This is a genomic window from Candidatus Tisiphia endosymbiont of Myopa tessellatipennis (assembly GCF_964031105.1).
GTDB lineage: Bacteria > Pseudomonadota > Alphaproteobacteria > Rickettsiales > Rickettsiaceae > Tisiphia.
Genome location: NZ_OZ035005.1, coordinates 605,610 through 631,247 on the forward strand (window position 1 = coordinate 605,610; position 25,638 = coordinate 631,247).

General features: G+C 33.4%; 22 protein-coding genes and 2 tRNA genes. 10 read left to right on the plus strand and 14 right to left on the minus strand.

Going from position 1 to position 25,638, the window contains the following annotated elements:
• The first annotated feature begins 10 nt into the window (after positions 1 to 10).
• Complete coding sequence (locus tag AAHN03_RS03070) at positions 11 to 727, plus strand: ComF family protein (RefSeq protein ID WP_342279058.1); 717 nt, start codon at positions 11 to 13, stop codon at positions 725 to 727.
• Positions 728 to 828: 101 nt separating this feature from the next.
• Here the strand turns inward: AAHN03_RS03070 and AAHN03_RS03075 are convergent, their stop codons facing one another.
• Positions 829 to 6,438: an autotransporter outer membrane beta-barrel domain-containing protein gene (locus AAHN03_RS03075; RefSeq protein ID WP_342279059.1), complete on the minus strand. Its 5,610-nt coding sequence runs from the start codon at positions 6,436 to 6,438 to the stop codon at positions 829 to 831.
• A gap of 808 nt (positions 6,439 to 7,246) precedes the next feature.
• On the opposite strand from AAHN03_RS03075, the gene parC reads away from it, so the two are divergent.
• From parC to AAHN03_RS03090, 3 genes are all read left to right on the plus strand, one after another.
• Positions 7,247 to 9,457: a DNA topoisomerase IV subunit A gene (parC, locus tag AAHN03_RS03080; RefSeq protein ID WP_342279165.1), complete on the plus strand. Its 2,211-nt coding sequence runs from the start codon at positions 7,247 to 7,249 to the stop codon at positions 9,455 to 9,457.
• A gap of 59 nt (positions 9,458 to 9,516) precedes the next feature.
• Positions 9,517 to 10,392 (plus strand): heme o synthase, encoded by an 876-nt coding sequence (cyoE, locus tag AAHN03_RS03085; protein ID WP_342279166.1) that lies wholly within the window; start codon positions 9,517 to 9,519, stop codon positions 10,390 to 10,392.
• A gap of 73 nt (positions 10,393 to 10,465) precedes the next feature.
• Positions 10,466 to 10,627, plus strand: coding sequence for a hypothetical protein (locus AAHN03_RS03090; RefSeq protein ID WP_341761540.1), 162 nt, complete (start codon positions 10,466 to 10,468; stop codon positions 10,625 to 10,627).
• 448 nt (positions 10,628 to 11,075) lie between these two features.
• Here AAHN03_RS03090 and AAHN03_RS03095 read toward each other — a convergent pair whose 3' ends face one another.
• From AAHN03_RS03095 to rpoH, 13 genes are all read right to left on the minus strand, one after another.
• Positions 11,076 to 13,178, minus strand: a complete 2,103-nt coding sequence (locus tag AAHN03_RS03095; RefSeq protein WP_342279060.1) for a hypothetical protein — start codon at positions 13,176 to 13,178, stop codon at positions 11,076 to 11,078.
• 1,439 nt (positions 13,179 to 14,617) lie between these two features.
• On the minus strand, positions 14,618 to 15,082 hold the full coding sequence (locus AAHN03_RS03100) for a transposase (RefSeq protein ID WP_342279061.1): 465 nt from the start codon (positions 15,080 to 15,082) through the stop codon (positions 14,618 to 14,620).
• Positions 15,045 to 15,545 carry a hypothetical protein gene (locus tag AAHN03_RS03105; RefSeq protein ID WP_342279062.1) on the minus strand — a complete coding sequence of 167 codons (501 nt, stop codon included), beginning with the start codon at positions 15,543 to 15,545 and terminating at the stop codon, positions 15,045 to 15,047. The genes AAHN03_RS03100 and AAHN03_RS03105 overlap by 38 nt, the downstream gene beginning before the upstream one ends.
• A gap of 17 nt (positions 15,546 to 15,562) precedes the next feature.
• A complete protein-coding gene (locus tag AAHN03_RS03110; protein WP_342279063.1) occupies positions 15,563 to 15,775 on the minus strand; it encodes a hypothetical protein in 213 nt (70 codons plus the stop codon).
• 203 nt (positions 15,776 to 15,978) lie between these two features.
• Positions 15,979 to 16,053: transfer RNA gene (locus tag AAHN03_RS03115), tRNA-Thr, on the minus strand.
• A gap of 136 nt (positions 16,054 to 16,189) precedes the next feature.
• Positions 16,190 to 16,525 carry a YraN family protein gene (locus AAHN03_RS03120; RefSeq protein WP_342279064.1) on the minus strand — a complete coding sequence of 112 codons (336 nt, stop codon included), beginning with the start codon at positions 16,523 to 16,525 and terminating at the stop codon, positions 16,190 to 16,192.
• A gap of 205 nt (positions 16,526 to 16,730) precedes the next feature.
• Positions 16,731 to 16,807 (minus strand) — tRNA-Met (locus AAHN03_RS03125).
• 61 nt (positions 16,808 to 16,868) lie between these two features.
• Positions 16,869 to 17,345, minus strand: a complete 477-nt coding sequence (rpsI, locus tag AAHN03_RS03130) for a 30S ribosomal protein S9 (RefSeq protein ID WP_342279065.1) — start codon at positions 17,343 to 17,345, stop codon at positions 16,869 to 16,871.
• Between the two features lie 6 nt (positions 17,346 to 17,351).
• Positions 17,352 to 17,819 (minus strand): 50S ribosomal protein L13, encoded by a 468-nt coding sequence (gene rplM / locus AAHN03_RS03135; RefSeq protein WP_342279066.1) that lies wholly within the window; start codon positions 17,817 to 17,819, stop codon positions 17,352 to 17,354.
• 122 nt (positions 17,820 to 17,941) lie between these two features.
• The gene (locus AAHN03_RS03140; protein ID WP_342279167.1) at positions 17,942 to 19,183 is read right to left on the minus strand and encodes a PQQ-binding-like beta-propeller repeat protein; all 1,242 of its coding nucleotides are present in this window, start codon (positions 19,181 to 19,183) and stop codon (positions 17,942 to 17,944) included.
• Positions 19,184 to 19,463: 280 nt separating this feature from the next.
• Positions 19,464 to 20,117: a DUF2659 family protein gene (locus AAHN03_RS03145; RefSeq protein WP_342279067.1), complete on the minus strand. Its 654-nt coding sequence runs from the start codon at positions 20,115 to 20,117 to the stop codon at positions 19,464 to 19,466.
• Positions 20,118 to 20,145: 28 nt separating this feature from the next.
• Positions 20,146 to 20,898, minus strand: coding sequence for a tol-pal system protein YbgF (gene ybgF, locus AAHN03_RS03150; protein WP_342279068.1), 753 nt, complete (start codon positions 20,896 to 20,898; stop codon positions 20,146 to 20,148).
• Positions 20,899 to 20,965: 67 nt separating this feature from the next.
• Positions 20,966 to 21,850, minus strand: coding sequence for an RNA polymerase sigma factor RpoH (gene rpoH / locus AAHN03_RS03155; RefSeq protein ID WP_342279069.1), 885 nt, complete (start codon positions 21,848 to 21,850; stop codon positions 20,966 to 20,968).
• Between the two features lie 136 nt (positions 21,851 to 21,986).
• Between rpoH and AAHN03_RS03160 the strand changes: the two genes are divergently transcribed.
• The 6 genes from AAHN03_RS03160 (at position 21,987) to AAHN03_RS03185 (ending at position 25,630) form a co-directional block, all read left to right on the plus strand.
• On the plus strand, positions 21,987 to 22,547 hold the full coding sequence (locus tag AAHN03_RS03160) for a cytochrome c oxidase assembly protein (RefSeq protein WP_341748108.1): 561 nt from the start codon (positions 21,987 to 21,989) through the stop codon (positions 22,545 to 22,547).
• 94 nt (positions 22,548 to 22,641) lie between these two features.
• The gene (locus AAHN03_RS03165; protein ID WP_342279070.1) at positions 22,642 to 22,821 is read left to right on the plus strand and encodes a hypothetical protein; all 180 of its coding nucleotides are present in this window, start codon (positions 22,642 to 22,644) and stop codon (positions 22,819 to 22,821) included.
• 7 nt (positions 22,822 to 22,828) lie between these two features.
• Complete coding sequence (gene map, locus AAHN03_RS03170) at positions 22,829 to 23,623, plus strand: type I methionyl aminopeptidase (protein WP_342279071.1); 795 nt, start codon at positions 22,829 to 22,831, stop codon at positions 23,621 to 23,623.
• 9 nt (positions 23,624 to 23,632) lie between these two features.
• Entirely contained in the window at positions 23,633 to 24,313 is a 681-nt protein-coding gene (gene radC, locus AAHN03_RS03175; RefSeq protein ID WP_342279072.1) for a RadC family protein, read from the plus strand.
• On the plus strand, positions 24,310 to 25,329 hold the full coding sequence (locus AAHN03_RS03180) for a UDP-phosphate alpha-N-acetylglucosaminyltransferase (protein WP_342279073.1): 1,020 nt from the start codon (positions 24,310 to 24,312) through the stop codon (positions 25,327 to 25,329). The genes radC and AAHN03_RS03180 overlap by 4 nt, the downstream gene beginning before the upstream one ends.
• Positions 25,310 to 25,630, plus strand: a complete 321-nt coding sequence (locus AAHN03_RS03185) for a DUF721 domain-containing protein (RefSeq protein WP_341752329.1) — start codon at positions 25,310 to 25,312, stop codon at positions 25,628 to 25,630. Before AAHN03_RS03180 ends, AAHN03_RS03185 begins: the two co-directional genes overlap by 20 nt.
• Positions 25,631 to 25,638: the final 8 nt, after the last annotated feature.

Below are 25,638 nucleotides of genomic sequence, written 5' to 3' on the forward strand. Positions count from 1 at the left end.
TTTTATAATAATGTACAAAATTAGTAGATTGTATAATTACCTAATAGATTATATCTTACCAGCAAGATGTTTGTCTTGTGCTGAAATGACTGCCACTAAAGAGGGTTTTTGTCTAAATTGTTGGAAGAAACTTGATTTTATTACAAAACCTTACTGCAATATTTGTGGTTGTAGATTAGATATATCAATTTTAGATAATATGTGTTGTGCAAAATGCTTTCAACATAAACCTTGGTATGATGTATCTCGTAGCTTAATTAAATTTAATGAGCATAGCAAAGAAATAATTCATGCCTTTAAATATCAAGATAAAACTATTTTCTCCAAAACTCTCAGCAAATTACTTTATAGACAATATCACAGCGAATTTCAAGATATTGACCTGATTATTCCAGTTCCAATGAATAGATTCAAAAGATTGTTTAGAATGTATAATCCTGCTTTGATTATGGCTCAAGAAATCAGCAAACTACTAAAAAAACCGGTAAGTCCTGACGTATTAATTAAGTCAAGATGGACCAAATCCCAAACTTTTTTATCTAAAAAAGAACGAGAAAAAAACTTATCAAATAGCCTTATATTCAATAAAAAATATCAAATTATAGGTCAAAAAATATTATTAGTAGATGATGTATTGACAACTGGCACTACCATTAACAAATGTGCTAAAATCTTAAAGGATTCAGGGGCTAAGAGTGTTTATGTTATGACAATTGCCATGACATAAATACTCTTATATCCCCATTTTACCCCCATTCGGGATAAGAATTAGTTAATTCTTATCCCGAATTCGCGTATTTTGCACTCATTAAATTGAGGATAAGCTACTTAAAAATTCACTTTAACCTTCAAACTACCTTGGTGACCAATATATTTGCTGGCAATGTTAACATTATAGATAATACCACATTCCATCATATTATATTTCGCAGTGAAACCAGTACCAACAGTGAAGAAGGTCTTAACAGGTTTAACTGATTTAGTCGGTAATGGTTCATTTATCCCATCTAACCTTGCATCAATAATTGGTGCTTTTCCTTTGAAGTCATGATTAACGTAACCATGCAATTCTGGTATTAACAATACTTTGTTAGCCTTCAGGGTTGCCGCAGTTCTTAACCCCAAAATACCTTCAAATTTATTGTACGACCTTTTCTTAACAACTAGGTTTTGGAATTTTGTACCAGTTTCCGTATAGCCAGCATCTTTAAATTGCGAATATCTGAACCCAATTGTTGGGGTAATCATTAACTTTTCAGAAGCTATATAATTATACCCTGTAAGTAATTGACCACTATAAGAGATAGATTTATACTTAGCAGCAGCAGTCTCTAGAGCAGTAACATTTCTCTTCGTTGTGGCGATTAGGCGTCCTTCAGAGTTCTTAACCCTAGTTATACCATATGATGCTATAGCTTCAGTAAACCAATTATTGGTAAGATTATATAAACTATATAAGGAGAAGATATTAGTCTTACCGTTAGTTTTATCACCAATTTTCTTATCCTGATGAGACATTTGTGTGTTAATTCGGCTATAAGCTGCACCAAGTAGCAGGTTATCATTTACTAAACCATCAAATCCAACTATTCCACCAGCTGATTTCGATTTATAACCACTAACTCCTTTATACGTTTCTTGGCAAGCAGTACCATAGAATGGACTACCCCATACTCCATACCTTAGCGTATCATCATCACCAGAGCCTATAGCTGATGTAGCATTTTCAGAGTCTACAGCTGATGCAGCATTTTGCATAGGTACTGAATTTCCCATCCTTGTTGCAGTAATTTGGGTATCAGCTTGAGCAATCAATCCTCCAATTATTTCAGATGTTGGATTTCTTACAAGGCTCTCTCCTATTGGATGTTCATTACCAGGCAATATTCTATCCATCGCTTGAATAGCATGCTCTTTATCCATCTGACCTATATTGTTCATGAACTGAGCAGCAGAACTATTACGATTTGTTACATTATTCAACTGTGTATAAAATTCCCGATCTTCCTGTGATGTGGATTTATCAGCAATTTCTTTAGCTATAACTTCCTTAGAAATGTCAGTTATATATAGTTTTAGATCGCTAGAATCCATGGACCACTGTACAAAACGGTTTTGTTCACCAGTTGGGTCAAGCTTAATTTTACTATGATCAATTGCAACAAGACCATTACCATTAACTGACGAAATCACAACATATTTAGCCCCCTCCTTAGGAATTTTGTTAATATCAGTCTGAGCTTTCACTTTTATAGTCAGCTCGTCTGCTTTCGATAAATCCAATTTACTACCTGTCTGAACCTCTATATTACCACCTGCTCCACTTGATGTGTCGTAGGCAGTAACTAGTTCTATCTTTCCTGTCAGCTGTGCCTGACCAGTATATTTTAATTGATTAGCTGCAAGATCTACGGTAAAATCTTTAGCTGCTAAATTACCAGTTATAGAGGCTGTTTTAGGTAATATAATTATCTTAGCTTGATCTGCTTTAATATTAGCAAAGTTAATATTTTGTTCTAATATTACATACTTATTTGCAGCAAAATTTACTTCTTTCCCATCAGCAGTTTGTTTAAACCAAACATTATCGGCAAACGTTACCTTACCACCAGTAATTTTGGCATCAACCAGTACTGCCTTATCAAATTTTGCAATACCTTCATTTTTTATTTCATCCGAAACAATTTGTGTACTATAGGCAAAACTTTTCAATGATCTTGACAGGCTAGACCCATCTACAGTGGAGTTTGGCACAGATATAGTTCTGTTTGTAGTACCAGCAAAAGTTGCAGTCTTATCACTAGCAATTGTTATTTGCTTAGAATAAACATCACCTTTTACCGTAGCATTACTAGCAAAGGTTACATCAGACAATCTTAATTTATCTGTTCCTAAATTATAAGCAAAGCTTCTATCCGAGTTGAAAACTACTTTACCAGTATTATCAGTTTTAGTTGATATATCGGAATAGACACCACTATTAATAGTAATTTTATGATCACCCAGTAATTTAATAGATTTTAACCTGTTATTCTCTAACCCAATATATTGATCTCTAGTGGTAAAATCTGCAGCCAATTCAAGAGTATGAACATTATTACCAACAGTCCTAATACTATCTACAGTACTTGTTCCCCTTAAAGTTAAAGTTGCCTCCTGTGTATTAGAGAAGCTAATATAATTCGCTGAAACTGCTTGGGTAATCTCTACATCTTTTCTCGCTATGTCTAGAGTATCTACTGCTATTGCACTATTAACGGTTATAGCTTCAGCATTACTAAATTGAACCGTACCTTTGCCAGCTAGCTCTCCCTTAATATTACGAGTCGTCACGCTGTTAGCAAACTCAGCAGTTGCTTCATTAGATATTATGATGTCCTGATCATTAGCAGTTTGAACTGTGTTACTAAAGATATTAGTACCAGCTTGGACTTTTATAGTACCAACAGGATTTTTTGCCGTTCCAACTACACCAGTAACTCTATTGTAGCCTTCGAAGATTAAGCCAACTGCATTTCCTCCTGTTGAGTTAATAGAACCTGTTAAATTAAAGTTCTTAGAAAAAGTTAATTTATTATTACCATTACCTTGAATTTCAGTAATATTATGATTGACACCTGCTAATCTTACATTAGCTGCCCCAGCTCTTAACATCTTTAAGTTAGTGATCAAGCCTGTTACTTCACCAATTCCTAGGAATTCTAATGTTCCATTAACACCACCAGTACTAGTTACACTACCATTGATGTTTTTACCAGCTTGCAATATAACTGTACCATCTTTATCTTGGAAATCTACATTACCTGTAATATGACCCTCAGCGGTAAGCACAGTATTTGTAGCAAATAAAATATTGCTATTAATCGCACCCAATGTTAGTTCATTTACATTTAATTCTATATTTTTGCTATGAATGGTAATCTGCCGAGTGTCAAATTTACCAGCACCAGAAAAAATTACCTTTTTTAGGTTATTACCAATAATACCTAAAGATTTACCTCCTCCAGCAATCGTCAATGTTTTTTCAGCCACAGCAGAATAAAGCTCAACTATACCCTTACCATCAGCACCTGGATTTAAATTATTTACCAAAGTTATTGTTTTATTGTCAGCAGCACTATTCCGTAAGGTTAACTGAGCATCTGCATGGTCAAAAACAATCTGATTAGCATTATCAGCATTTAACTCAAAATTACGGTGTTTTGCATCAAGTATATAAGTTGCTGGACCGGCAGCAACATTAAGACCAAGATCAGCACAAGCTGCCCCAATATGAATATCTGCAATCTGTGCAGAGGTAGTACTTTCATCGGTAAATCTTGCCCCATTAATAATGGTCAACTTATTTGCATTATGGACAGCAAGCTTATTATGAACAGCAAGAGTATCATCCCCTGCGATGGTAACTCGACGAGAAATACGTAATTCCTTTAGCTTATTAGCAGTACCAAGGGTTTCTGCACCGATTGCAGATTGCACAGTTAAAGTGTGAGCGTCAGTATCAGCACCATCTAGCCACACTATTCCTCCATTACCAACAAAACCACCATGACCATCAGGAGTTCCTCCTGGTAAGTTAGCATTAAAGGTTACAATACTATTACGTCCCCTTGCAAATAAGACCAACGTCGAATCTTCATGCATAAAATTAATCGTTGTACCATCAAGAAGATTAGCATTATCATCTGAGGTATTTATTACTAGAGATTTAGCATCAACTATACCTATATTTATGGTATCAATCTCTCCAATTTCCACATTGTTAGCTATAAGCACGCTAGTATTAACATTTAAAAGACCATTAGCACCACCTTGTATTGTTGAGTTGAAAAAACGAGGTATTTTTGTTACAACACCAGTAGCAGGATCAACACCGTTAAATTCTAATGTTCCACCAGCATTAAAATTAACTTCTCCTGCAAAATGACCACCAATTTTTACAGTACCAACAGCAACAAAGTTAAGTTCTTCAGTATAGACATTTCCTTTTAATATAACATCCCTACCAACTCCATTAATATTAATTTGGTGAATAAGCCTATTAAGAGCAGGATTAGCATTAATAGCACCAATATCCCCAGTTACCGTACCAGCTCCTGCAAAGTTTAATATTCCCTTATTATTTTCAGCAGTGGTGTTAACTATATTACCAGTGATTGTTTTAGTATCTGCTAGTGCAAGTGTTGAATTTTCGTGGGTAAGGTTAGTATTCTTAGCCCAAACATTACCGTCTAAAGTAACCTCTCCTTTACCTATGTTTATAGTTTCTAAAGACCAAAGACTAAGATGAGCAGGATCATCACCACCGATATCTCCAGTTACTCTACCAATTCCTTCGAAGGTTAATACACCCTTATTAGCCACACCAGTAGTATTCCGTACAGCACCAGTGATTGTCTTACCAGCTGCTAGCTTAAGTACAGACGCTCCATCGGTAAGGTTAGTGTTCTTAGCCCAAACATTACCCTTTAAATGAGCTTCCCCATTACCTATATTTACTGTCTTTAAAGTCCTATCACTAGCAGCAGCAAGATCAGCAGCACCGATATCTCCAGTTACTATACCAGCTCCTTCGAAGGTTAATACACCCTTATTAGCCGCACCAGTATCATTCCATACAGCACCAGTGATTGTCTTATCGGCTGCTAGCTTAAGTATTGAATTTTCGTGGGTAAGCCTAGTGGTAGTAGCAAAAACATCACCCTGTAAATAAGCTTCCCCATCACCTATGCTCACTCTCGCTAAGCTAAGAAGATTTGTACCAATATCTCCAGTAGCACCACCAGCTCCTTCGAAGCTTAATATTCCCTCACCATTTCGAGCAGCAGTGACAGTACGAATTGTATTACCAGCTTGAACTACAAGGGTTGATGCATGACCACCACCATCATTACCACCAAGCTCTACATTACCCAAGCCAGTGTAGTCATTGGCTGCTGCAACGAAGCCATGCTGACCTACGACAGCCTGAGTACTAGGTAAAGTTGCGGTGTGGCCAGCTTCTATCTTTATAGGTAACCTACCAACAGCAGCACCTCCACCAGCATTATGAGCATCAGGCACTATAGAACCGATTGACAGATTTTGACTAACCGTAAGTATGCCGGGCTGATGGTTAGCTAGGTTGATAGCTGTAATAATAGCACCTGCTGGTCTGTTAGCATTAAGTGTAAAATTATCACCATAGCTAAATGCCTCGTTATTTAGAGGTGCATCAACATAACCAATTGGATTGAAAACCGCACCATTCTGATCAATTTGTTGCCAATTATTTTGACCTCCAGCTACAGTATCAGTCAACTCCGCATTGTTTATCATCAAAACACCATTTGCAACAGCCCCTGCCAATGCCACACTACTACTGCCTAGGCTAGCTACAACTGAGGCAATCGCACTACTAGCCAGCAAATTTTTAAAGAATTTTTGTTTTTTTGTCATCATTTTACCATTCTATAATTAAAAAAAATAATTCATGTCTATATCCCTGCCATCATTATGTCACTAGGGTAGTTTAAAAGTCCTAACTAATGATAGAAAAGTTTGTTTTTTAAAATGCATAAATGTCTATTAGCGAGGAGCGTTGTCAGCCCTAAACCGTCTATTAGCGAGCGAACGTACGTGAGTGCGGCAATCCATGAAGCTTGTCACATGGATTGCTTCGTCGACCTACGGTCTCCTCGCTAATAGACGTTTGTTGAACTTTCGACAGTTGTGCCACTTTGTGGCTCGCGATGACAACTATTTGTTTTTATAACTTAGTATTTTCTATCATTAGTTATGACTTTTAAACTGTCCCGCGTAGGCAGCGGTCTAAAATAAGTTGATTTCCTGTTGATTTTACACTAAAGTTGCAGAAAGACAACTACAAAAAAACTATTTCTGTAACTAATTTACTTTACGCGTGGTATTTATAAAGTCATAGGAAAAACAGCCTAGCGTCATTGCGAGGAGGCATAAGCCGACGAAGCAATCCATATAACAAGCTTCATGGATTGCCACGCTCACGTACGTTCGCTCGCTAATAGACGGTTTAAGCCTTACAATAGTACTTCGCTAATAGACGGTTTTTTAACTTTCAACAGTTATGGGTTGAAGACCAGCAAGGTGATAAATATATTGTTGAAATAGAACGATTAAAAGAAAAAGTATAATTTTTATTATTTAATACCATTTTGCTATTAGTGCTAGCATATATTTAGGATATTATACTAAACATGGAATAAATAATAATAAAAAGTTTTGTATGATAGATAATGCTAAAATAGAAAATATAGACTTTGGTAATGCATTATCAGAGCGTTACCTCTCTTATGCCTTATCAACAATTATGTCAAGATCCTTGCCTGACGTTCGTGATGGGTTAAAACCAGTGCATCGCAGATTATTGTATGGCATGCTCCAATTAAGGTTAGACCCAACCTCTGCCTATAAGAAATGTGCAAGAGTTGTCGGTGATGTAATGGGTAAATATCACCCACATAGTGACGTTGCAGTGTATGATACATTAGTACGTCTTGCACAAAATTTTTCTCTCAGATATCCACTAATTGATGGACAAGGAAATTTTGGTTCTATTGATGGAGATAACGCAGCAGCTATGCGTTATACAGAATCAAGAATGACAGAAATTTGTACCTTATTAATGTCAGATATAGATCAAGATACTGTTGATTTTCGGGCTACATATGATGATTCCGATACCGAACCGGTAGTTATGCCCGCTATGTTTCCTAATTTACTGGCTAATGGTTCAGAAGGTATAGCAGTTGGAATGGCAACCAGTATACCACCACATAATTTACATGAATTATGTGATGCACTAATATATTTAATTGACCATCCTCAATCAAATGTTAACGATATTTTGCAATTTGTTAAAGGTCCTGACTTTCCAACGGGTGGAATAATTGTTGATAGAATCGATTCAATCCATCAAGCCTATGGTGTGGGGCGTGGTAGTTTTAGAGTAAGAGCAAGATGGGCAAAGGAAGACCTAAGTTATGGTTTATATCAGATAGTAATTACTGAAATACCTTATCAAGTACAAAAATCTAAACTTATCGAACAAATAGCTGTATTGTTAAAAGACAAAAAAATTCCTTTAATAAGCAATATTAGAGATGAATCTACAGAAGATATAAGATTAATTATTGAACCTAGGGATCGTAATTGTGATCCTAATGTAATTATGGAGTCATTATTCAAACTGACAGTTTTAGAGAATAGAATTCAGCTTAATATGAATGTTATAGGTTCAAATAATATTCCTAAAGTAGCTAATATACTGGAAATATTGCAGGAGTTTTTATTACACCGACAAAATATTATTACTCGCAGATCTAAATTTCTTATTGGCAAAATTGAACATAGGTTGGAAGTTCTCAAAGGTCTAAGGATAGCTTACTTAAATTTGGATGAAATAATTAAAATTATTCGTGAAGAAGATGAGCCTAAACAAGTAATGATAGCTAAGTTTGGTTTAACTGATGTGCAAGTTGAAGCAATTCTTAATACAAGATTGCGATCTTTAAGAAAATTGGAAGAACAAGAAATTATTAACGAGCATAATCTACTCGAAAAAGAGCATGCACATTTACAGAAAATTCTACAAGATCCGAGTGAATTAAAAAAGATAGTTAAGAAAGAAGTTAAAATGGTGCAAACAAAGTTTGGTTTTAGTACTAAACTAGGACTACGCCGAACTAGTTTTGAAGAAGCTAATATTGTGGCTCAAATTGTTGATATTTCAGCTTTCATAGCCAAAGAACCTCTTACCATAATATGTTCCAAGATGGGGTGGATTCGCTCTTTAAAAGGTCATAGTAACGATTTATCAACTGTTAAATATAAGGAAGGAGACGCAGAAAATTTTATTCTAGAAGGCTATACTACTGACAAAATTCTTATATTAAGTGCAGCGGGGCGTTTTTTCACTATCCTAGCCGATAATATATTTAAAGGCAAAGGCAATGGAGAATCTATAAAATTGATGATAGATATAGGTAATGAAGAAATAGTAAGTATGTTGGTCTATAGGTCTACCCAAAAACTTTTATTGGCAAGTAGTATTGGCAAAGGCTTTATCATTGATTCAGATGAGGTAGTAGCACAAACTAAACTCGGTAAGCAAATTATGCAAATTCCTGCAAATCATTCCTGTATTGCTTGTGTGCCTGTAGAAGGTGATTGTATAGCTTGTATAGGTGAGAACCGGAAATTACTAGTATTTAAACTAGACGAAATACCAATAATGAAACGAGGACAAGGGGTAATTCTACAAAAGTTCAAAAATGCTAAACTTATGGATGTCAAGATATTTGATAGTAGTTTAGGGCTAAGCTGGAAATTAGGAGAAAAGATTAGGGTAGAGAAAGATCTTTTACCATTTCTTGGACGACGAGGTTCGGTTGGTAAAATCCCTCCTAGTGGATTTCCTAGAAATAATAAATTTTCTTAAGATAAAAATATATGAATAATTCCTCTAATTATATTAATAGACCTCTTGCAAAACTAGAGATGAATACTACTAAAAAAAGCTCTAATAGCTCAGTTATGGACTATATCCTACTCATGAAACCACGAGTTATGGCACTTGTGGTATTTACTAGCTTTTCTGGTCTATGGCTTGCTCCATACCCCATCCATCCATTTATAGCTTGCATCGCTATGCTCTGTATTACACTTGGAGCTGGTAGTAGTGCAGCTATTAACATGTGGTATGATAGAGATATTGATGCGATAATGAAACGTACACAAAACAGACCTCTAGTTATTGGGGTTATAGAACCACAGGATGCTTTAGCTTTTGGCGTGGTTGTGGGGTTCTTTTCAGTTTTTTTGATGGGACTTTGTGTTAACCTACTATCTGCTTTATTATTACTAATAACCATATTGTATTATGTCTTCATTTATACCATGTGGCTAAAACGTTCAACAATGCAAAATATAGTTATTGGAGGGGTTGCAGGTGCATTGCCTCCTATGATTGGCTGGGCAACAGTAACTAATGAGATTTCACTTTTCTCCTTTTCTTTATTTATGATTATTCTAACCTGGACACCCCCACACTCGTGGGCATTAGCAATTTTTCGCTCAGAAGACTACAAAAATTGTGGTGTCCCGATGATGCCGGTGGTAAAGGGAGAATATTATACTAAGAAGCAAATTCTTGCCTATAGTATAATTATGTTTATTACTTCATTTACGCCCTTTTTTTTAGGAATAAGTAATTTTGTATATTTAGTAACTGCATTTATACTGGGGCTAATTTTTTTATACTATGCTGCCTCTCTGTTTAGTGATAAAGATCATAAACAAGCTAAAAAACTATTTGCCTATTCAATATTTTATCTTTTTAGTATTTTTTTAACATTGGACTTCTCTCGAAACTAGTCCACAACTGTTGAAAGTTAGTAAATACAGCTTTCCTATGCGTCTATTAGCGACTCATCTTCGAGACGAAAAAGTGCTTGAAACGTCTAAAGAATCAGGTTCGCAGTGGTTTTGGCATGAAGTTTGTAGTCATGTAAACATCACTTTTCTACTTGACATACTAAAAATTAGTCAACATAATGCTTCTTATGTGTATTACCATTGTTTTGTTTCAAATAAAAACTCTTGTCATTAAAGTACACTTTTATCAGTATTTCTTTATTATAAAATTCCACAGGTGAAAAAATGTAGTCAGTAACGAGAATTTAATTCTACACTCCACTCGTCGCATAATACTCACGTTCTATAGCATAATTTCTGCTCATATTTATCTCGAAGATGAGTAGCGAGGAGGCTGTAAGACCGACGAAGCAATCCAGTAACATCATTTATCTATAGATTGTTTCCTAGATTGCTTCGCTTACGCTCGCAATGACGCTGTGGTATAGGTGTTTGTAAACTTTCGACAGTTGTGGAAACTAGCCGCTTGTGGATAGCAACAGAACAATTTAAAAGCCGGGCTGTTTAAACAGCCCAATTTTAAAATTACCCTGAGCAACTATCCCTCCTACCTCAAAAGCTGTTAATGGCTTTGAAGTAGGAGGAATAAATTATGGGACTTTATTCACTACTTAAGAGTAGCCTTAATAATCGTTAATAGCACACATACCGAGGAGGTCGTAAGTAGATTCTTCATTAGGGGGATAAGGAAACTGCGTAGGATACATATTGAGACCACTACTTTGGTATGCTGTTTTCATATTCTGCAATAATGCTTGATCGTCTTTTATAACAGTAAAAGCCTTTGAATATAACATATAGCTTTTATATTCATGCCTTAACTCCGGTTTGCATGCTAACTGTTGTAATTGCTTAGCAATCTCTTGTCTTTTAGCAACATCTGTATGTGGATAACAATCTAGAGCTTGTGTAATCTGAAATGCTTTAGGGGAAGATAAACAAACCTTAGCTAAGCAATCCCTTTCTTTAGCACTATATCCATCTTGAGCAACATTCTTGGATACTGTAATCGTATTAGTATCAAGTATATTGTTACCGTGTTCATTTTTAGCAAAAAGACGCATAATAGCTTTACTATAAATTTGTTCAGCTTCTAGTTGCTTTGAAGGTAAAAGAACTCCAGCTAAATTTAACAAAACTATCTGATCATCGGTAGCTTGCCATATATTTGGATCAGCGTCAAGAGCCTTTTTACAAACTATTCTTGCTTCCTCCATTTTATTTGAAGACAAAAGAACGTCAGCAAGAAGCACCAAAATTTTAGGATCCTTTATAGTGTTGTTATATACATCAGGATTCTCTTTAATAACTTCATTCAAAAGTTTTTTAGCTTTGTCTTTAGTAATGTTATATTTTGAATCTTGCCAATTAAGCGACGGAATCAAATGAGCTAACTTAGTTAACTCATCTAAAACCTCTTTGGCAAGAGAAGTAACGACCGGAGCTGTGGGGACTGTGGTGGCATTTTTAGATGGATGATTACCTATATCGATAGTGCTATACGGTGGTGGTAGAGATGAAGTAGTAGAAGAGTCACCGGCTTCATCCACTTTAGTATCTTTTGTAGGTGAAGCTTTAGCTTTAATTGTCTCTAATTTAGCATTGAATACAGCGTTAGCTTTCTCTAATTCAGCTTTTAATTCAGCTTTGTATTTAGCTTCAAGTGTCTCTATCTGTTCCTGATGTTCAGCACGAGTTAGAACTGTCTCTAACTTATTGGAAGCTTTTTCAAGTTGCTCTTGCAGTTTTTCAACGTCTTTTTCAGCTTTCTTTACCTTTGGATTTACAGCTGCCGTAGCAACTGTTGGATTTGGGTTGTACTTTGAAGCATAGGTAGCAGCTTTGGCAGCAACTTCTTTATCATTAACTTGGTTAATAAGGTGATTTTGCCACTTTTTAAGGATATCATGAATATCTTGACGTTGTGTAAGATTATATTTCTTTGATTTGTCTTCAAAATACTTCAAAGCTTCATTTGGATCTTTTATTGTACTAAAGTATAGATCAAATATTTGGAAATTATGGCCATTTTCATTCAAATACTTCATTTTTTTACGAGCTTGGTCATATTCTCCAGTCTTAATTAGTGACTGAACGTCTGTTTCGACCTCTTTTAATAACTTATCGCATTGTGAAGAAATGCTTGGTACTTTTGTTTGTACATCTTTATCAAGATTTTTATATATCTTTACCCATATTTCTAGTCCTATTATAGATTTATCTCTATCAGGACTATACCTGTTATACGCATGTAATAAATGTTCATTATGTTCTTGAAACTTACCTGCTCGGAAGGCACTAATAGCTAGACCGTGGTATATTCCAAACAATAGTGAGTCTTTTTGTTCCTTTTCTAGAGAAAACTTAGGGGCTTTGATCTCATCATGTAAAATTTTATATTTACTCTGAACTTCGGTATAACTGCGTTTATCGAGAACCGTACCGATCTTTTGTACATTACCATATTCTTTATTTAAAGCTCCAAGCATTTCTTGGGAAGATTTAAATCTAGCCTCTAAAATAGGATCAGTACCAGTACTAGTATCATTACTAATACTCCTTAGAAAAGCTCCAAGCATATCTTGTAAAGATTTAAATCTAGCCTCTAAAACAGGATCAGTACTAGTATCATTACCATTAGTTCTTAGGATAGAGTTCCTACTTAGACTAGCACTCTTATTTGGACTAACACTCTTATTTGGACTAGATTTCTTAAACTTAAACATAATATCCTCCTAGTATACTTATTGTTTTATTATTTAATCAGTTAGATTTTATATTATCTAAACCTGCTGTACAACTTTAGTTGTACTACACACATAGCTGTCATCCGAGCTACGGTGGGAATGACAGCGTTTGTACTACTGGTACTCCAGTATTACAACTTTAGTATGTAGAAATAGGCTCTTGCATAACTTCATTCTTGTAAGGTAATCTTATTGTCAAAATTAAGTAAGGAATTATACATATCTTGTTCCACTTATACTCCTTACTTAATTTTTTTCCAAAACTTCCTCTTTCATAATTTAGCGATACAAGACGTCTTCAGTAGATTAAGACAGGTTTATAGCCAGTAATCAAGTAATATCAAATAACATCACGAAAATTATATTAACAACCCTAATAAATAGTAACTTTTTTGTAACTTATGATATTTTTGCAAATACTTCAAGTTTTTCAGTATAGTTAACCTCAACTATTGATGTAAGACATCGGTTTAATAGCTCAGATGTCATCAACTGTTGAAAGTTAGAAGAGGAAGCGGTTTTAATATAAGGAAAAATGCATTCTTAAAGCGGCTAACGCGAATGCATTTTAAACCTTTCTAAAGCTAGAAACATGATTTTAATCTTTTAAAATCATGTTTTTATTTTAGCAAAATGGATTGCTACGCTCACATACGTTCGCTCGCAATGACGCTGTAGTATAGGTATTTGTAAACTTTTGACAGTTGTGCGTTAGATGCCGTGGCGATCTTGTGAAGTAAGGGTTGCTACTTCGAAAGATTGCCACGTCGGCGATTCCATCGCCTCCTCGCTACTCATCTTCTAGACGAAAAAGTGCTTAAAACACCTAAAGAATAAGGTTTATAAGGATTTTGCTATAAGATTTGTAGTCATGTAAATGATATTTTCTATTTGACAATGCTAGAATTTAGAGATATAATCTCTTTCATGTATATTACAACTGTTCCAAATAGAAATTCTCGTCCTGCAATATTGCTTCGTACCTCTTATCGCGACTCATCTTCGAGATAAATATGAGCAGAAATTATGCTATAGAACGTGAGTATTATGCGACGAGTGGAGTGTAGAATTAAATTCTCGTTACTGACTACATGTATGAACCTCCTGTAAAATGCAAGAAAAAAATAACATCTAATAGCAAAAATGCAAATGCATACATGTATCCGGCTTATAGTTAATAAATTATGTGTAATTTATCCTACAGCCCTGATGGAATTCGCTGGCTTACAAATTTACTATATACTTATCATTTTATCGGCTTCAAAGAGCCATTGTAGTCATCAGTTTCTTTGTAAGCTAAGGTTTGTCTTATTTACCATCAATATTATTATCTCACGCATATTCCGGGTTGGAATCTCTTACATATTCTTTGTTTACCTATTAATTAATAAACCACTATTTATTTTATTTTATGTTAATTATAATAGCTCTGTGCTACAAACTTTACTCTCTACATAATCATCCCCTGACCTTAGTACTGCAAACACCACTCTTGCCAGTTTATTAGCTACAGCAACTACTGTTTTATTATGTCCATTTCGCTCAGATAAATTAAACATCCACTGATTCAAAAATATTCTCTGCAAGTAATCTAAGCCATACCTGAATAAGGAGATAGACTTTCTACCGTGTTTTTTAAGCTTTATGGGTCTGATAGAATTTTGCCATTGACCCACAACATAAGCAAAAGTAAATGCTATAGCAAGTAAACCAAGCAATTTACTAATTCTATCTAAATGTATTATATGGGTGTTTTCAAAGTTAAATCCTCGTGTTTTAAGGCAAGCAAAAAGATTTTCTATTTCCCATCTTTTTTTATATATATTTAGTGCTATATTAGGGTTATCATTGGTAGCTATGATTACTAATTCTCCCTTGATCATTACGCAATGCCGCTACAGATACTTTAGGTTCTTTATAATTCTTACCCAAATATCTTTTTCCTTTAAACAACATATATTCACCATTCTGTAACCTCTTAATTAAATGATTAGCAGTAACTAATTCATCTTCTGTTCTACCAATGGTAAGATTGGCTGTGATTCTAATATAAAATGGTATCATTTTATCAGCTAAAAACTTTAGCCATAAATCACCAATCAACTCCCGATCCCCAAGCAATGCTGACATCTTCTCTATGCCAAATACAGTAATAAACCTTTCCATTAATTGCTGACGTTCAACGTTATTAGAAGTTCCTGCTTTTGGCAACATATCCCACATAATTGGTATAGCAATGCCTTTATGGCAAATAGATAATACTAAAATATTGATGTCAAGCTTACCAAATTTCCAATTTGTCCGATCAAGCACTAATAACCATTGTTCAGCATCAATTCCAGCCAACCTAACCAGTAACTTGGCTAAGGATGTGTAGATAATTCACATTTGGCAAAAAATCTCTGTAATTTCTTATAGCGTGATTCTTGCTTGTCTCCTTTTATCGTTAAGGCAAGTTGTGTAAGATTTACATCTCTCACTTGCAGTAATCCTAATATTATTTGTTCTATTAATTTTATACTTGCAAAACTATTAAAAAAGTAGTCTCCTATTAATTGTGATAACGCTGTAATCATTCTCTTGCCTCTTAAGTCTTTAACAACCTAACTAATAGAGCTTTGTCTACGCGTTATCTACTATTTTTTATTCTCTCCTTAATCTCTTTGTCCTGTACTGAGGACAAATATATCAAGTTTAGATAGTCTTTAAATATTAATGCAAATTATAGGAAGAAAGCTTATGAGTACTAGGACTTTAAGGATTACAACTAATAAAAAATTGGTGCCGCTAGTAGGAATTGAACCTACGACCTCATCATTACCAATGATGTGCTCTACCTCTGAGCTATAGCGGCCTAGTTTTAAGAGAAGTCTCAGACTATATGAGTATGATCTTTTTGACATATATTGCTTTATTGGTCAAGCAATAATTTTAAAATAATTACTTAGTCAGTTAGCATTTGAGTGTATAGTGTAGTAGAAAGAACTCTATTACCATGCGTTTTCAATAATAATTGGTATACTGTAAGGTTTAATAATTATTAGGTCAAATCTAACTTGATAATTTTGGTATTTTGGGTTAGAGCTTAAAAATACACTAGCAGATCTTTTTATTCTTGCTTGTTGATGAGTTGACAATATCCGATCATCAACGTCAGAACGCCTTGCTTTTACTTCTATAAAAACAAGTTGTTTTCCACGTAGGGCGATAATATCAATCTCACCAACATAATATCTTTTACGATGGTGAAGAATTTGATAAAATTTAATTTTATAAATAATAATAGCCACATACTCAGCTATTAAACCGAATATAATCCTTTTCATAATAATGTTTGCAAGAACTTGAAGAATTTCGAGTACATTCACCGCATAATAGCATAGACATCAAGTAGCACTAATAACTTTCATATATAAAATATAAAAAAATCGCAGTATACTTAATGCTTTAAAGAATTAGTTGTTGATTCTTATTATGAAAACCCCCATTACACAAAGTCGATAATAAACTACCACATGAATTAGCATTTTGTGGTAGCGAGGGAGGGATTTGAACCCCCGACACGCGGATTATGATTCCGCTGCTCTAACCAACTGAGCTACCCCGCCATGATGGAAAGAGCTTCAGAAAATCACATGCTAGACAACTCCAAACAGACTCTGTAAAATTTTAACGTTTAGAGAATTGAGTACTTTTTCTAGCTTTATGCTTACCATATTTTTTTCGTTCTACAACCCTTGAGTCTCTTGTTAAGAAACCGGATTTGCGTAAAATACTATGAAATTCTAGTGCAATTTTGTCAAGAGCCCTAGAAACACCGTGTAGTACAGCACCCAGTTGTCCTGATATTCCACCGCCTCTGACAGTACATATTATATCATATTGTCCAGCAGTATTGGTTACAACAAATGGTCGCAAAAGAGATTTGGTATGAGCTTCACGAGTGAAATATTGCTCCATATTTTTTTTGTTGACAATTACCTTACCACTACCACTTTTTAACCAAACTCTAGCAATTGCACTTTTTCTTCTACCTGTACCATAGACTTTATTATCACTACTTCCTACAAGCGTTTTAGGCTTAACTAACTTACTCTGAACTGTATCGCTTTTGGTTTTCTCACTTTGAACCTTTAATATTGTCATAATTCACTATTTTTTATTCTTTGTATTTTTGCTTGCAAAATCATAAAACTCAGGTTGCTGAGCTTTATGTGGGTGTTCATTCTCTGCATAGACATATAGATTACCCATCTGCTTTGATCCCAAAACATTTCGCGTAATCATTCTTTTTACAGCAAGCTTAACGACACGTTCAGGATATTTACCAGACAGAATTTTTCCAGCTGTTGTATCCTTTATTCCACCTGGAAAACCAGTATGGCGATAATAAAACTTACCATCTTTAAGGTCTGATTTTTTACCTGTCAAGCAAATATGCTTGGAATTAATTATTATTACATAATCTCCACAATCTAAATGAGGAGTGAAGGAAGGCTTATGTTTGCCACGTAAGATTTTAGCTACTTCACTAGCAAGTCTACCTAATACAAGGTCTTTAGCATCTATGACCCACCACTTTTTCTGAATTTGTGATGGTTTTGCAGAATAAGTTTTCACGTTATATATCTTTATTAATTAGAATTAATGTTATCATTGCCCCAACCTAGGCTATACTAAATAGCATTATAACCACTATTTTGTCAAGATAAATGTAAATATATATTTAACATAGTTCTTGACTAATCGACAAACATAATTTTTTTATCAGTAGCAAAATACATACTACCACAGCAGGTTTTTTCATGATATTCAATATTTTTAGTAATTTTAGTAATCTGTGGAGTGGTGCTTAAATTACCATTAACATCTGATTGGAAACTATATAATTCACCTTTAGTGGAAATAATATTTAAATTCCACTCTTCTGCCTCAGCTACCTTACCAATTATAGGGGTTAGGAATGATGAGGCTTTAACTTTTTTAATATCTTTCCCATCATTTAGATCTGCTACAAACTTGACTTTACCAGAATCAGTACTTATAGCAGCTATTTGTCCAGCATTATTTGTTATAAATAAACTATTACCCGCTAACAACATAGATTGCACATCATAAGCTTTGGTTTGCCAAAGAATATTACCCGTCATGATGTCTAGCTTTACTATCTTACCAGCACTATTAGCTATATATATGTGAGAGTTATTGACAATAGGTTTGCATAATATAGATGCTGCCTCAAAATTTGGCAAGCCTATTTCTTGATGACTAGATAAATCGTTAGTCCATAGAACTCGACCGCTACCTGCTTCTAGAGCAAGAATTTGCCCTGAATTATAATTTACTATTACATGATTATTTTGTACTATTGGGCTAACATGGTAACTTGATGACAAAGTTTCTATTACACCTTCATGTTGCCAAACAAAATTTAAATTATCAATATTAATCGCTAATATTTGATTAGCTACTGTTTGAACTACAATAGTATGATTATTAATTAATACCGGTTTTACTCTAGTAATATCAGGCAACTCTTTTCTGATTATTTCATGACCTGACCTACTATCTAATACTACCAAGAATCTTGAACCATAGGTAACATATAGTTTATCATTGTGGCATAATATCCCTCCACCAACATAATAATCACTCTTGTTAGTGCTGATATTATATGACCACATAATAGATTTATCTTTCATAGAAAAAGCAGAAATATTACCTTTAGTATCAATGGTATAGGCAACAGCTTTATTAAAAACTGGCTCTGATATTATTTTATATTTTGCAACAGTATATTCCTTATTTTGAAGCTGTTCAGGGCTAAATATATTTGTTTTTACAGTAGAATCTATTTGAATTGTTTCATTACTTTCTACAGATAATCTAGGAGTTAATTCTACAATATTTTTAATCTTTTTAGCTCCAAGACCGCAAGAAGTTAGAATAAAAGGTAGTAAGAAAATAATTAATCGTTGTTTTATCATAATTTAAGCCTTTGTTATTACGCGAAATTATAGATTGCTTTGTCGACCTACGGTCTCCTCGCTAATAGACGTTTTATAGACGTATATGTCTATTAGCGAGCGAACGTATGTGAGCGTGGCAATCCATTTTGCTAAAAACATGATTTTAATCTTTTAAAATCATGTTTCTAGCTTTAGAAAGGTTTAAAATGCATTCAACCGCTTTAAGAATGCATTTTTCCTTATATTAAAGCCAATTAGGGATAAGAATTAACTAATTCTTATCCCTAATTGAAGTTTATTGTAAGTTTGAAAGTAAAGCTTTAGCCTGCTCTTTAACTACTTGAGTTGTACTTTCTAGTGATATTACCTTTTTCAAGGTATTTTCTGCTAAATCTTTTGAGTTATTGTTAATATACCAAATTGCTTTGATAATATTGGCAGTACCAAAGAATGGTTTATTCTCATCATCAAAATAATTTAAATATTCCTCGATTTCATTAGTGTTTACATTAGATAAATTTGTTTCGTCTATCATTAAACTTAACCAAACTAGACGTGCATATGCACTTGTTAATTCGGTATAATTCTTGTTATCAATAATTTTCTTTAATAAAGTTCTAGCTTCTATAAAATCTCCTTGATGTATTTTTATGCTAACTTGTTCGATAGCAGCAAGCTCTCCTACTTTATTATTACTTGTTTCAATTAAATTATCCAACGACTTTATGGTTAGGTCTTTGTTGTCATTGATAAGCGACATAGACTTAACTAAAATATTACCTGTCTTTTGATTATTCTTTATTTTCTTACCGCCAAGCCAATTGTTTATTAGCATAAATAATACAACTATTAGTGCGAGGATTATAGTTATAGGAAGAAGTTTTTTAAAGTAATAAAGTTTCTTTTCTTCATTTTTATCATTTAAAACTTCTTCTAAAATGTCAGTCATTATTATTTACCTTTTTGTTCATAAGAACCTAACGCTTACAAGCAAATTTGGTTCTTGCGTCCTTAGCTCTTTTTATTGATGTAGCTGGTCTACTCGGAAATTCTGTTTCAAGTTTATTAAGAATAGAGCATGCCTCTTGTATTTTTTTCAATTCTCCAAGAGATAATGCTAATTTTAACAATGAGTCAGAAGCTTTAGAACCTTTTGGTGATTGTTTGTAACCTTTTAGATAATTTATAGCCGCTTTATCAAACATATTACGCCTAAAAAAAGATTCTCCGTACCAAAAATACGCATTACCTACCAAAGGACTATTAGAGTAATTTTTTAAAAAATTTGCAAATTTTTCTTCTGCATCGGTTAATTTATTATCTTTTAAAGAGGCAAGTGCTAAGTCATAAAGTTGCTTATCTTTTGCTATCCCCGAAATGGGTTTTGCAGTATCATACGACACAACTTCTTTTTGTACTTCTTTAGTAGACGGTATTTCAAATACATCGCTATCTATAGAATCATCTGATAAATTTTTTGTTGTACTGGTATCATCAGAATTTATTACCTCTTGTTTTGTAGAGCCTAAAATTTTCTCTAATTTGGCAATAGTATGTTCAATTATTTCGACTCTGCCAAGTAAGTGCTGATTCTCTTTTTCCAAAATATCTAATCTTTCTGTACAATCACTAGATGAATCAAATTTCAAACTCTTTCTAGTAATTTGATTTCCAGCAAATACTTGCGTAGAAATCAAAATAATCAACAAATGTATAGCAATTGCTTTCATGAATTAATATTTAATTTAATATGTTGTAAAACCATCTGAGTATACTAGAAAAATTATAGTAATCCACTTAAACAGCTTTTGGCATCTGTTGCAATATAAAGTTTTTCACTTTCTCAAATGCTGTGTTCTCAATCTGCCTAATTCTTTCCTTAGAGATTTTATATTCAATACTAAGAGTATCAAGAGTTTTTGGAGAATCTTTTAATTTACGCTCAGTGAGAATATGTAATTCACGATCATTTAATATCTTCATCGCTTGTGTTAGCAAATTATGTTTGTTAACAGAATCCTCTTGGCTAATTAATCTTAGCTCTTGACTTGGACGGGTTTCCGGTAAAAATTCAATTAGCTCGCTATCACTGTTATCATTTCCACTATTTACCAAATTATTCAATGATAAGTCTGGACCAAATAACCTAGAATTCATTTCACTAACTTCATTCTTAGTCACTCCAAGTTCTTGAGCGATTTGAACAAAATCTTGATCTGTAACAGCTCTTGAATATAGGTTAGTGATTTTATGCTTAATTTTACCAAGGCTAAAAAATAACTTTTTTTGTGCTGCCGTAGTACCCATTTTAACCAAAGACCAAGACCTTAGGACATATTCATGGATTGAAGCTTTAATCCACCACAAAGCATAAGTAGACAAGCGAAAACCTAAATCAGGATTATATTTCTTTACTGCTTGCATAAGACCTAAATTCCCTTCTGACACAAGCTCATTTAGAGGTAGTCCATAATTTCTATATCTAACAGCAATTTTTGCTACCAATTTCAAGTGACTAGTTACTAGCTTATGAGCAGCTTCTAGGTCATTCTGCTCAAGATAGGCTTTGGCAAGTAGAAATTCTTCCTCTTGTGAAAGTGACGGAACTTTATTGATCTTTTGCAAATACTGATAAAACCCTGATTCTGCAGAAATTACTGGCACACTGATTTTGTTAGTCATATAATACCTTTAAAATAGATTCCTTTACTTAGGGGATATACTAGAATGGGTACATAATATCATAAGTTTAAAATATTTTAAATAGACTTCTTGTAAAAAATTGAAATTTGACTTTTTACAAAAAGAGAGCAACATTGTGTTACAAAAATCTAATAGAAATTTTGCCTTAGCCCTAGTTAGTTTAGTACTTAGCATGGTTTTTTTAAGCTTTGCATCAATACCAATTTACAATTTATTTTGTAAAGTCACTGGATATGGTGGTACTACCACAAGACAAGAACTCAATATATATTCTCCTAAAAAAGGAACTAGAACCATAACTATAGAATTTGATTCCAATGTTGACAGTAAATTGCCTTGGCGATTTATTCCTAAGCAAAGGAGGTCTAAAGTTACCCTAGGACAAAATACACTAATTTTTTATGAGTCTGAAAATCTAAGTAACGACGATATAATAGGAACTTCCATTTATAATGTTACACCTAATAAAGCTGGTAAATACTTTGTTAAAATACATTGTTTTTGTTTTGAAGAACAGTTATTAAAAGCAGGAGAAAAAATGTTGATGCCAGTGACATTTTTTATAGACTCTGATTTTGAGGAAGATAAAGAAATGAATGATGTGGATACAATAACCTTATCTTATAGTTTTTATAAGGTAAGAACCATTGAAAAAGATTCAATGAAATTCAAATAATAATTTAAAAAGTAGAAATTTAGTATATATTTATATAGCTAACCCGATAGCATCTAGCCGTAGTAAATTGACGTCTATTAGCGAAAAGCCGAATGTGACAAAGCAATCTAATAAATGTGGATTGCCACTACACTCACGTGGTCTCGCTAATAGACTGGAATATTTTTACCCAACGTCATTGCGAGAAGCCACTTTAATAGCTCCTCGCAATGATGGAGTAACATCAATCAGGTTATCTATGCTTTTAATAGATGATTTTAATAAAAAAAGTTAATTATTTTATGACCATAACAATTCATTCCCAAGAAAACTTTAAGAAAATGCATATTGCAGGCAAACTTGCTGCAGAAACCCTAGATTTTATTACTGATTACGTAAAACCAAGAGTGAGTACGATCTATTTAAATGATCTTTGCCATGAGTTTATTGTGTCTAATAATGCAATCCCTGCACCTTTGAACTATAATGGGTTTCCAAAATCAATTTGTACTTCTGTTAATCATGTAGTATGCCATGGTATTCCAAATGATAAACTCCTTAAAAATGGCGATATAATAAATATCGACGTTACTGTAATTGTCGATGGATGGTATGGTGATACTAGTAGAATGTATTATGTTGGTGATGTAGGAATTAAAGCAAAACGCTTAGTGCAGGTTACTTATGATGCTATGATGATAGGAATTGAACTAGTAAAACCAGGAGTACATTTAGGAGATATCGGAAATGCTATACAAACTTATGTTGAAAAACATAATTATTCAGTTGTTAGAAATTATACTGGTCACGGGATAGGGCGTATATTTCATACAGAACCAACTATTCTACATTATGGCAAAGCTGGCACTGGCTTGGTCTTGGAGGAAGGTATGTTTTTTACTATTGAACCAATGGTAAATGCTGGACATCACTCCACTCATCTAAGTAAATTAGACGGTTGGACAGTTACAACAAGTGATAAATCATTATCAGCACAATTTGAGCATAGTTTAGGCGTAACCAAAGATGGTTTTGACATTTTTACTTTATCACCAAAACATTTGATACATCCACCTTATAAAACAGACTTATTGTAAAAGCTAAATATGAAAGATGATATACCCCATTATATTGGGCATAGACAACGCCTAAGACAACGTATTATTGTTTCTGCAGAAAATCTTGCAGATTATGAATTACTTGAAATGATATTATTTTTTGTAATACCTAGAAAAGATGTAAAACCATTAGCAAAGGAATTATTAACACAATTTGGTAGTCTCGCTAATTTAATAAATACAGATAAAGAAAAATTGCTTAATATTAAAGGAACTAATGATAATTTATATGTAAATTTTGTCATTATGCGTGAACTAACTAACAGAATGCTAAAACAAAAAGTAATAAATCAAAATGTAATTAGTTCTTGGAACGTTCTAATAGACTATCTAAAAGCAACGATGGGTAGCATGAAGACAGAACAATTTCGTATCTTATTTTTAAATAAAAAGAATGTCCTAATTGCTGATGAAGTTTTAAGCCAAGGCACTATAGATCAGGCAACAATATATCCAAGAGAAATAATTAAAAGAGCTTTATTTAATGAAGCTGGTGCAATTATATTGGTACATAATCATCCAAGTGGTGTTAGTAAGCCTTCAAATACTGACATTGAACTAACACACAAAATAGTAGAGACTTGTGCTAATATGAACATATCGGTTCATGACCACGTAATTATTACAGCCAATGAATATTTCAGTTTTAAATCTAATATGCTGTTATGAGTAACTTTATTAATTATAGTTTTTTGTTTTTATTATCTTTTATAGCAACAAGCTTTCTTACTTGGCTATTGATTTCTAGTCTTCCATCTTTTGGAGTGGTAGATATACCAGATCCACGTAGAGTACATAGTAGAATCACACCAAGAGGAGGTGGGCTTGCGATAGTTATAGTGGTAATAATTGCTCTTATCGCCTATGAATATTTTTCAACAAAAACTCTGATAAACTCAATTAAAATTGTACCTTTATTGCTGATCATTTCTACCATTTCATTTTTAGATGATCTTATTTCTATTCCAATATTTGTAAGGCTAATTTTTCACATAATTTGTTCTACAATAGCTATTTTTTTATTTTTATCTCCAGTAGTATTGTTTCATCACGAATTGCCTTTATATATTGATTTTGTACTATCTATAATAGGATTGATTGTCTTTTTAAATATTTATAATTTTCTTGATGGAATAGATGGTATTAGTGGTGCTGAATCTATTCATTTATCGATCACTATATTGATACTTTGTTATCTAAAATCTGATATAATAATAAATATAAATTTTATAATTGTGCTTAACATCATTATCTTAGCATGTTCCATAGGTTTTTTGATATTTAACTGGCATCCTGCTAAAATCTTTCTAGGGGACGTAGGTAGTATAAGCTTAGGATTTTTATTAGGTTTATGTTTGCTACTTATTTCAGCATCTAGTGTCCATTTGTTTGTTGCTTCATCTATTGCTAGCTTATATTACCTAGCAGATGGAGGATTAACCATACTAATTAGACTAGTTAATAAGGAGAAAATTTGGCAACCTCATTTAAAGCATTTTTTTCAAAAAGCAGTCAGAAATGGTAAAAGTCATAAGGAAGTAGTGAGTAGAATTATAATATGCAATATATTACTTATGGTATTATCAATTATTTCTCTGTATTTTCCTTTATTATCAATTATCTTTGCTATATTAGTAGTAATGGTTACAATAATTAATTTTGCCCATGAAACCACTCAGCCATGACATCAACATAATTATTAGACGAATCTTTGGTAAACAGCACCCATTGCTTGCAGAAATTATGATTAATTGGAGCAAGATTGTTGGACCAAAATTTAGTAGCAAAACTAGCCCATTAAAAATATCTAGCCCTAAAGAGAAAGGACAGAGAATAAATATTTTACATGTACAAGTGGAAAATTCGAGCATCGCCTTAGAAATATCATTTCACCAACAGATAATTATTGAGCGTATTTCCGTTTATCTAGGTTTTAAGGCCATACATAGTTTAAGAACTACAATATATGCTACAAGAAATAATTAGAATAGACT

Coding starts and splice junctions, on each gene's coding strand:
- rpoH (WP_342279069.1), bottom strand. CDS start 21,850: ATGACTAACAAAATCAGTGTGCCAGTAATTTCTGCAGAATCAGGGTTT.
- AAHN03_RS03100 (WP_342279061.1), bottom strand. CDS start 15,082: ATGATCAAGGGAGAATTAGTAATCATAGCTACCAATGATAACCCTAAT.
- AAHN03_RS03120 (WP_342279064.1), bottom strand. CDS start 16,525: ATGAAAAGGATTATATTCGGTTTAATAGCTGAGTATGTGGCTATTATT.
- radC (WP_342279072.1), top strand. CDS start 23,633: ATGAAAGATGATATACCCCATTATATTGGGCATAGACAACGCCTAAGA.
- AAHN03_RS03185 (WP_341752329.1), top strand. CDS start 25,310: ATGAAACCACTCAGCCATGACATCAACATAATTATTAGACGAATCTTT.
- AAHN03_RS03095 (WP_342279060.1), bottom strand. CDS start 13,178: ATGTTTAAGTTTAAGAAATCTAGTCCAAATAAGAGTGTTAGTCCAAAT.
- AAHN03_RS03110 (WP_342279063.1), bottom strand. CDS start 15,775: ATGATTACAGCGTTATCACAATTAATAGGAGACTACTTTTTTAATAGT.
- AAHN03_RS03145 (WP_342279067.1), bottom strand. CDS start 20,117: ATGACTGACATTTTAGAAGAAGTTTTAAATGATAAAAATGAAGAAAAG.
- AAHN03_RS03070 (WP_342279058.1), top strand. CDS start 11: ATGTACAAAATTAGTAGATTGTATAATTACCTAATAGATTATATCTTA.
- AAHN03_RS03075 (WP_342279059.1), bottom strand. CDS start 6,438: ATGACAAAAAAACAAAAATTCTTTAAAAATTTGCTGGCTAGTAGTGCG.
- cyoE (WP_342279166.1), top strand. CDS start 9,517: ATGAATACTACTAAAAAAAGCTCTAATAGCTCAGTTATGGACTATATC.
- ybgF (WP_342279068.1), bottom strand. CDS start 20,898: ATGAAAGCAATTGCTATACATTTGTTGATTATTTTGATTTCTACGCAA.
- AAHN03_RS03180 (WP_342279073.1), top strand. CDS start 24,310: ATGAGTAACTTTATTAATTATAGTTTTTTGTTTTTATTATCTTTTATA.
- map (WP_342279071.1), top strand. CDS start 22,829: ATGACCATAACAATTCATTCCCAAGAAAACTTTAAGAAAATGCATATT.
- rpsI (WP_342279065.1), bottom strand. CDS start 17,345: ATGACAATATTAAAGGTTCAAAGTGAGAAAACCAAAAGCGATACAGTT.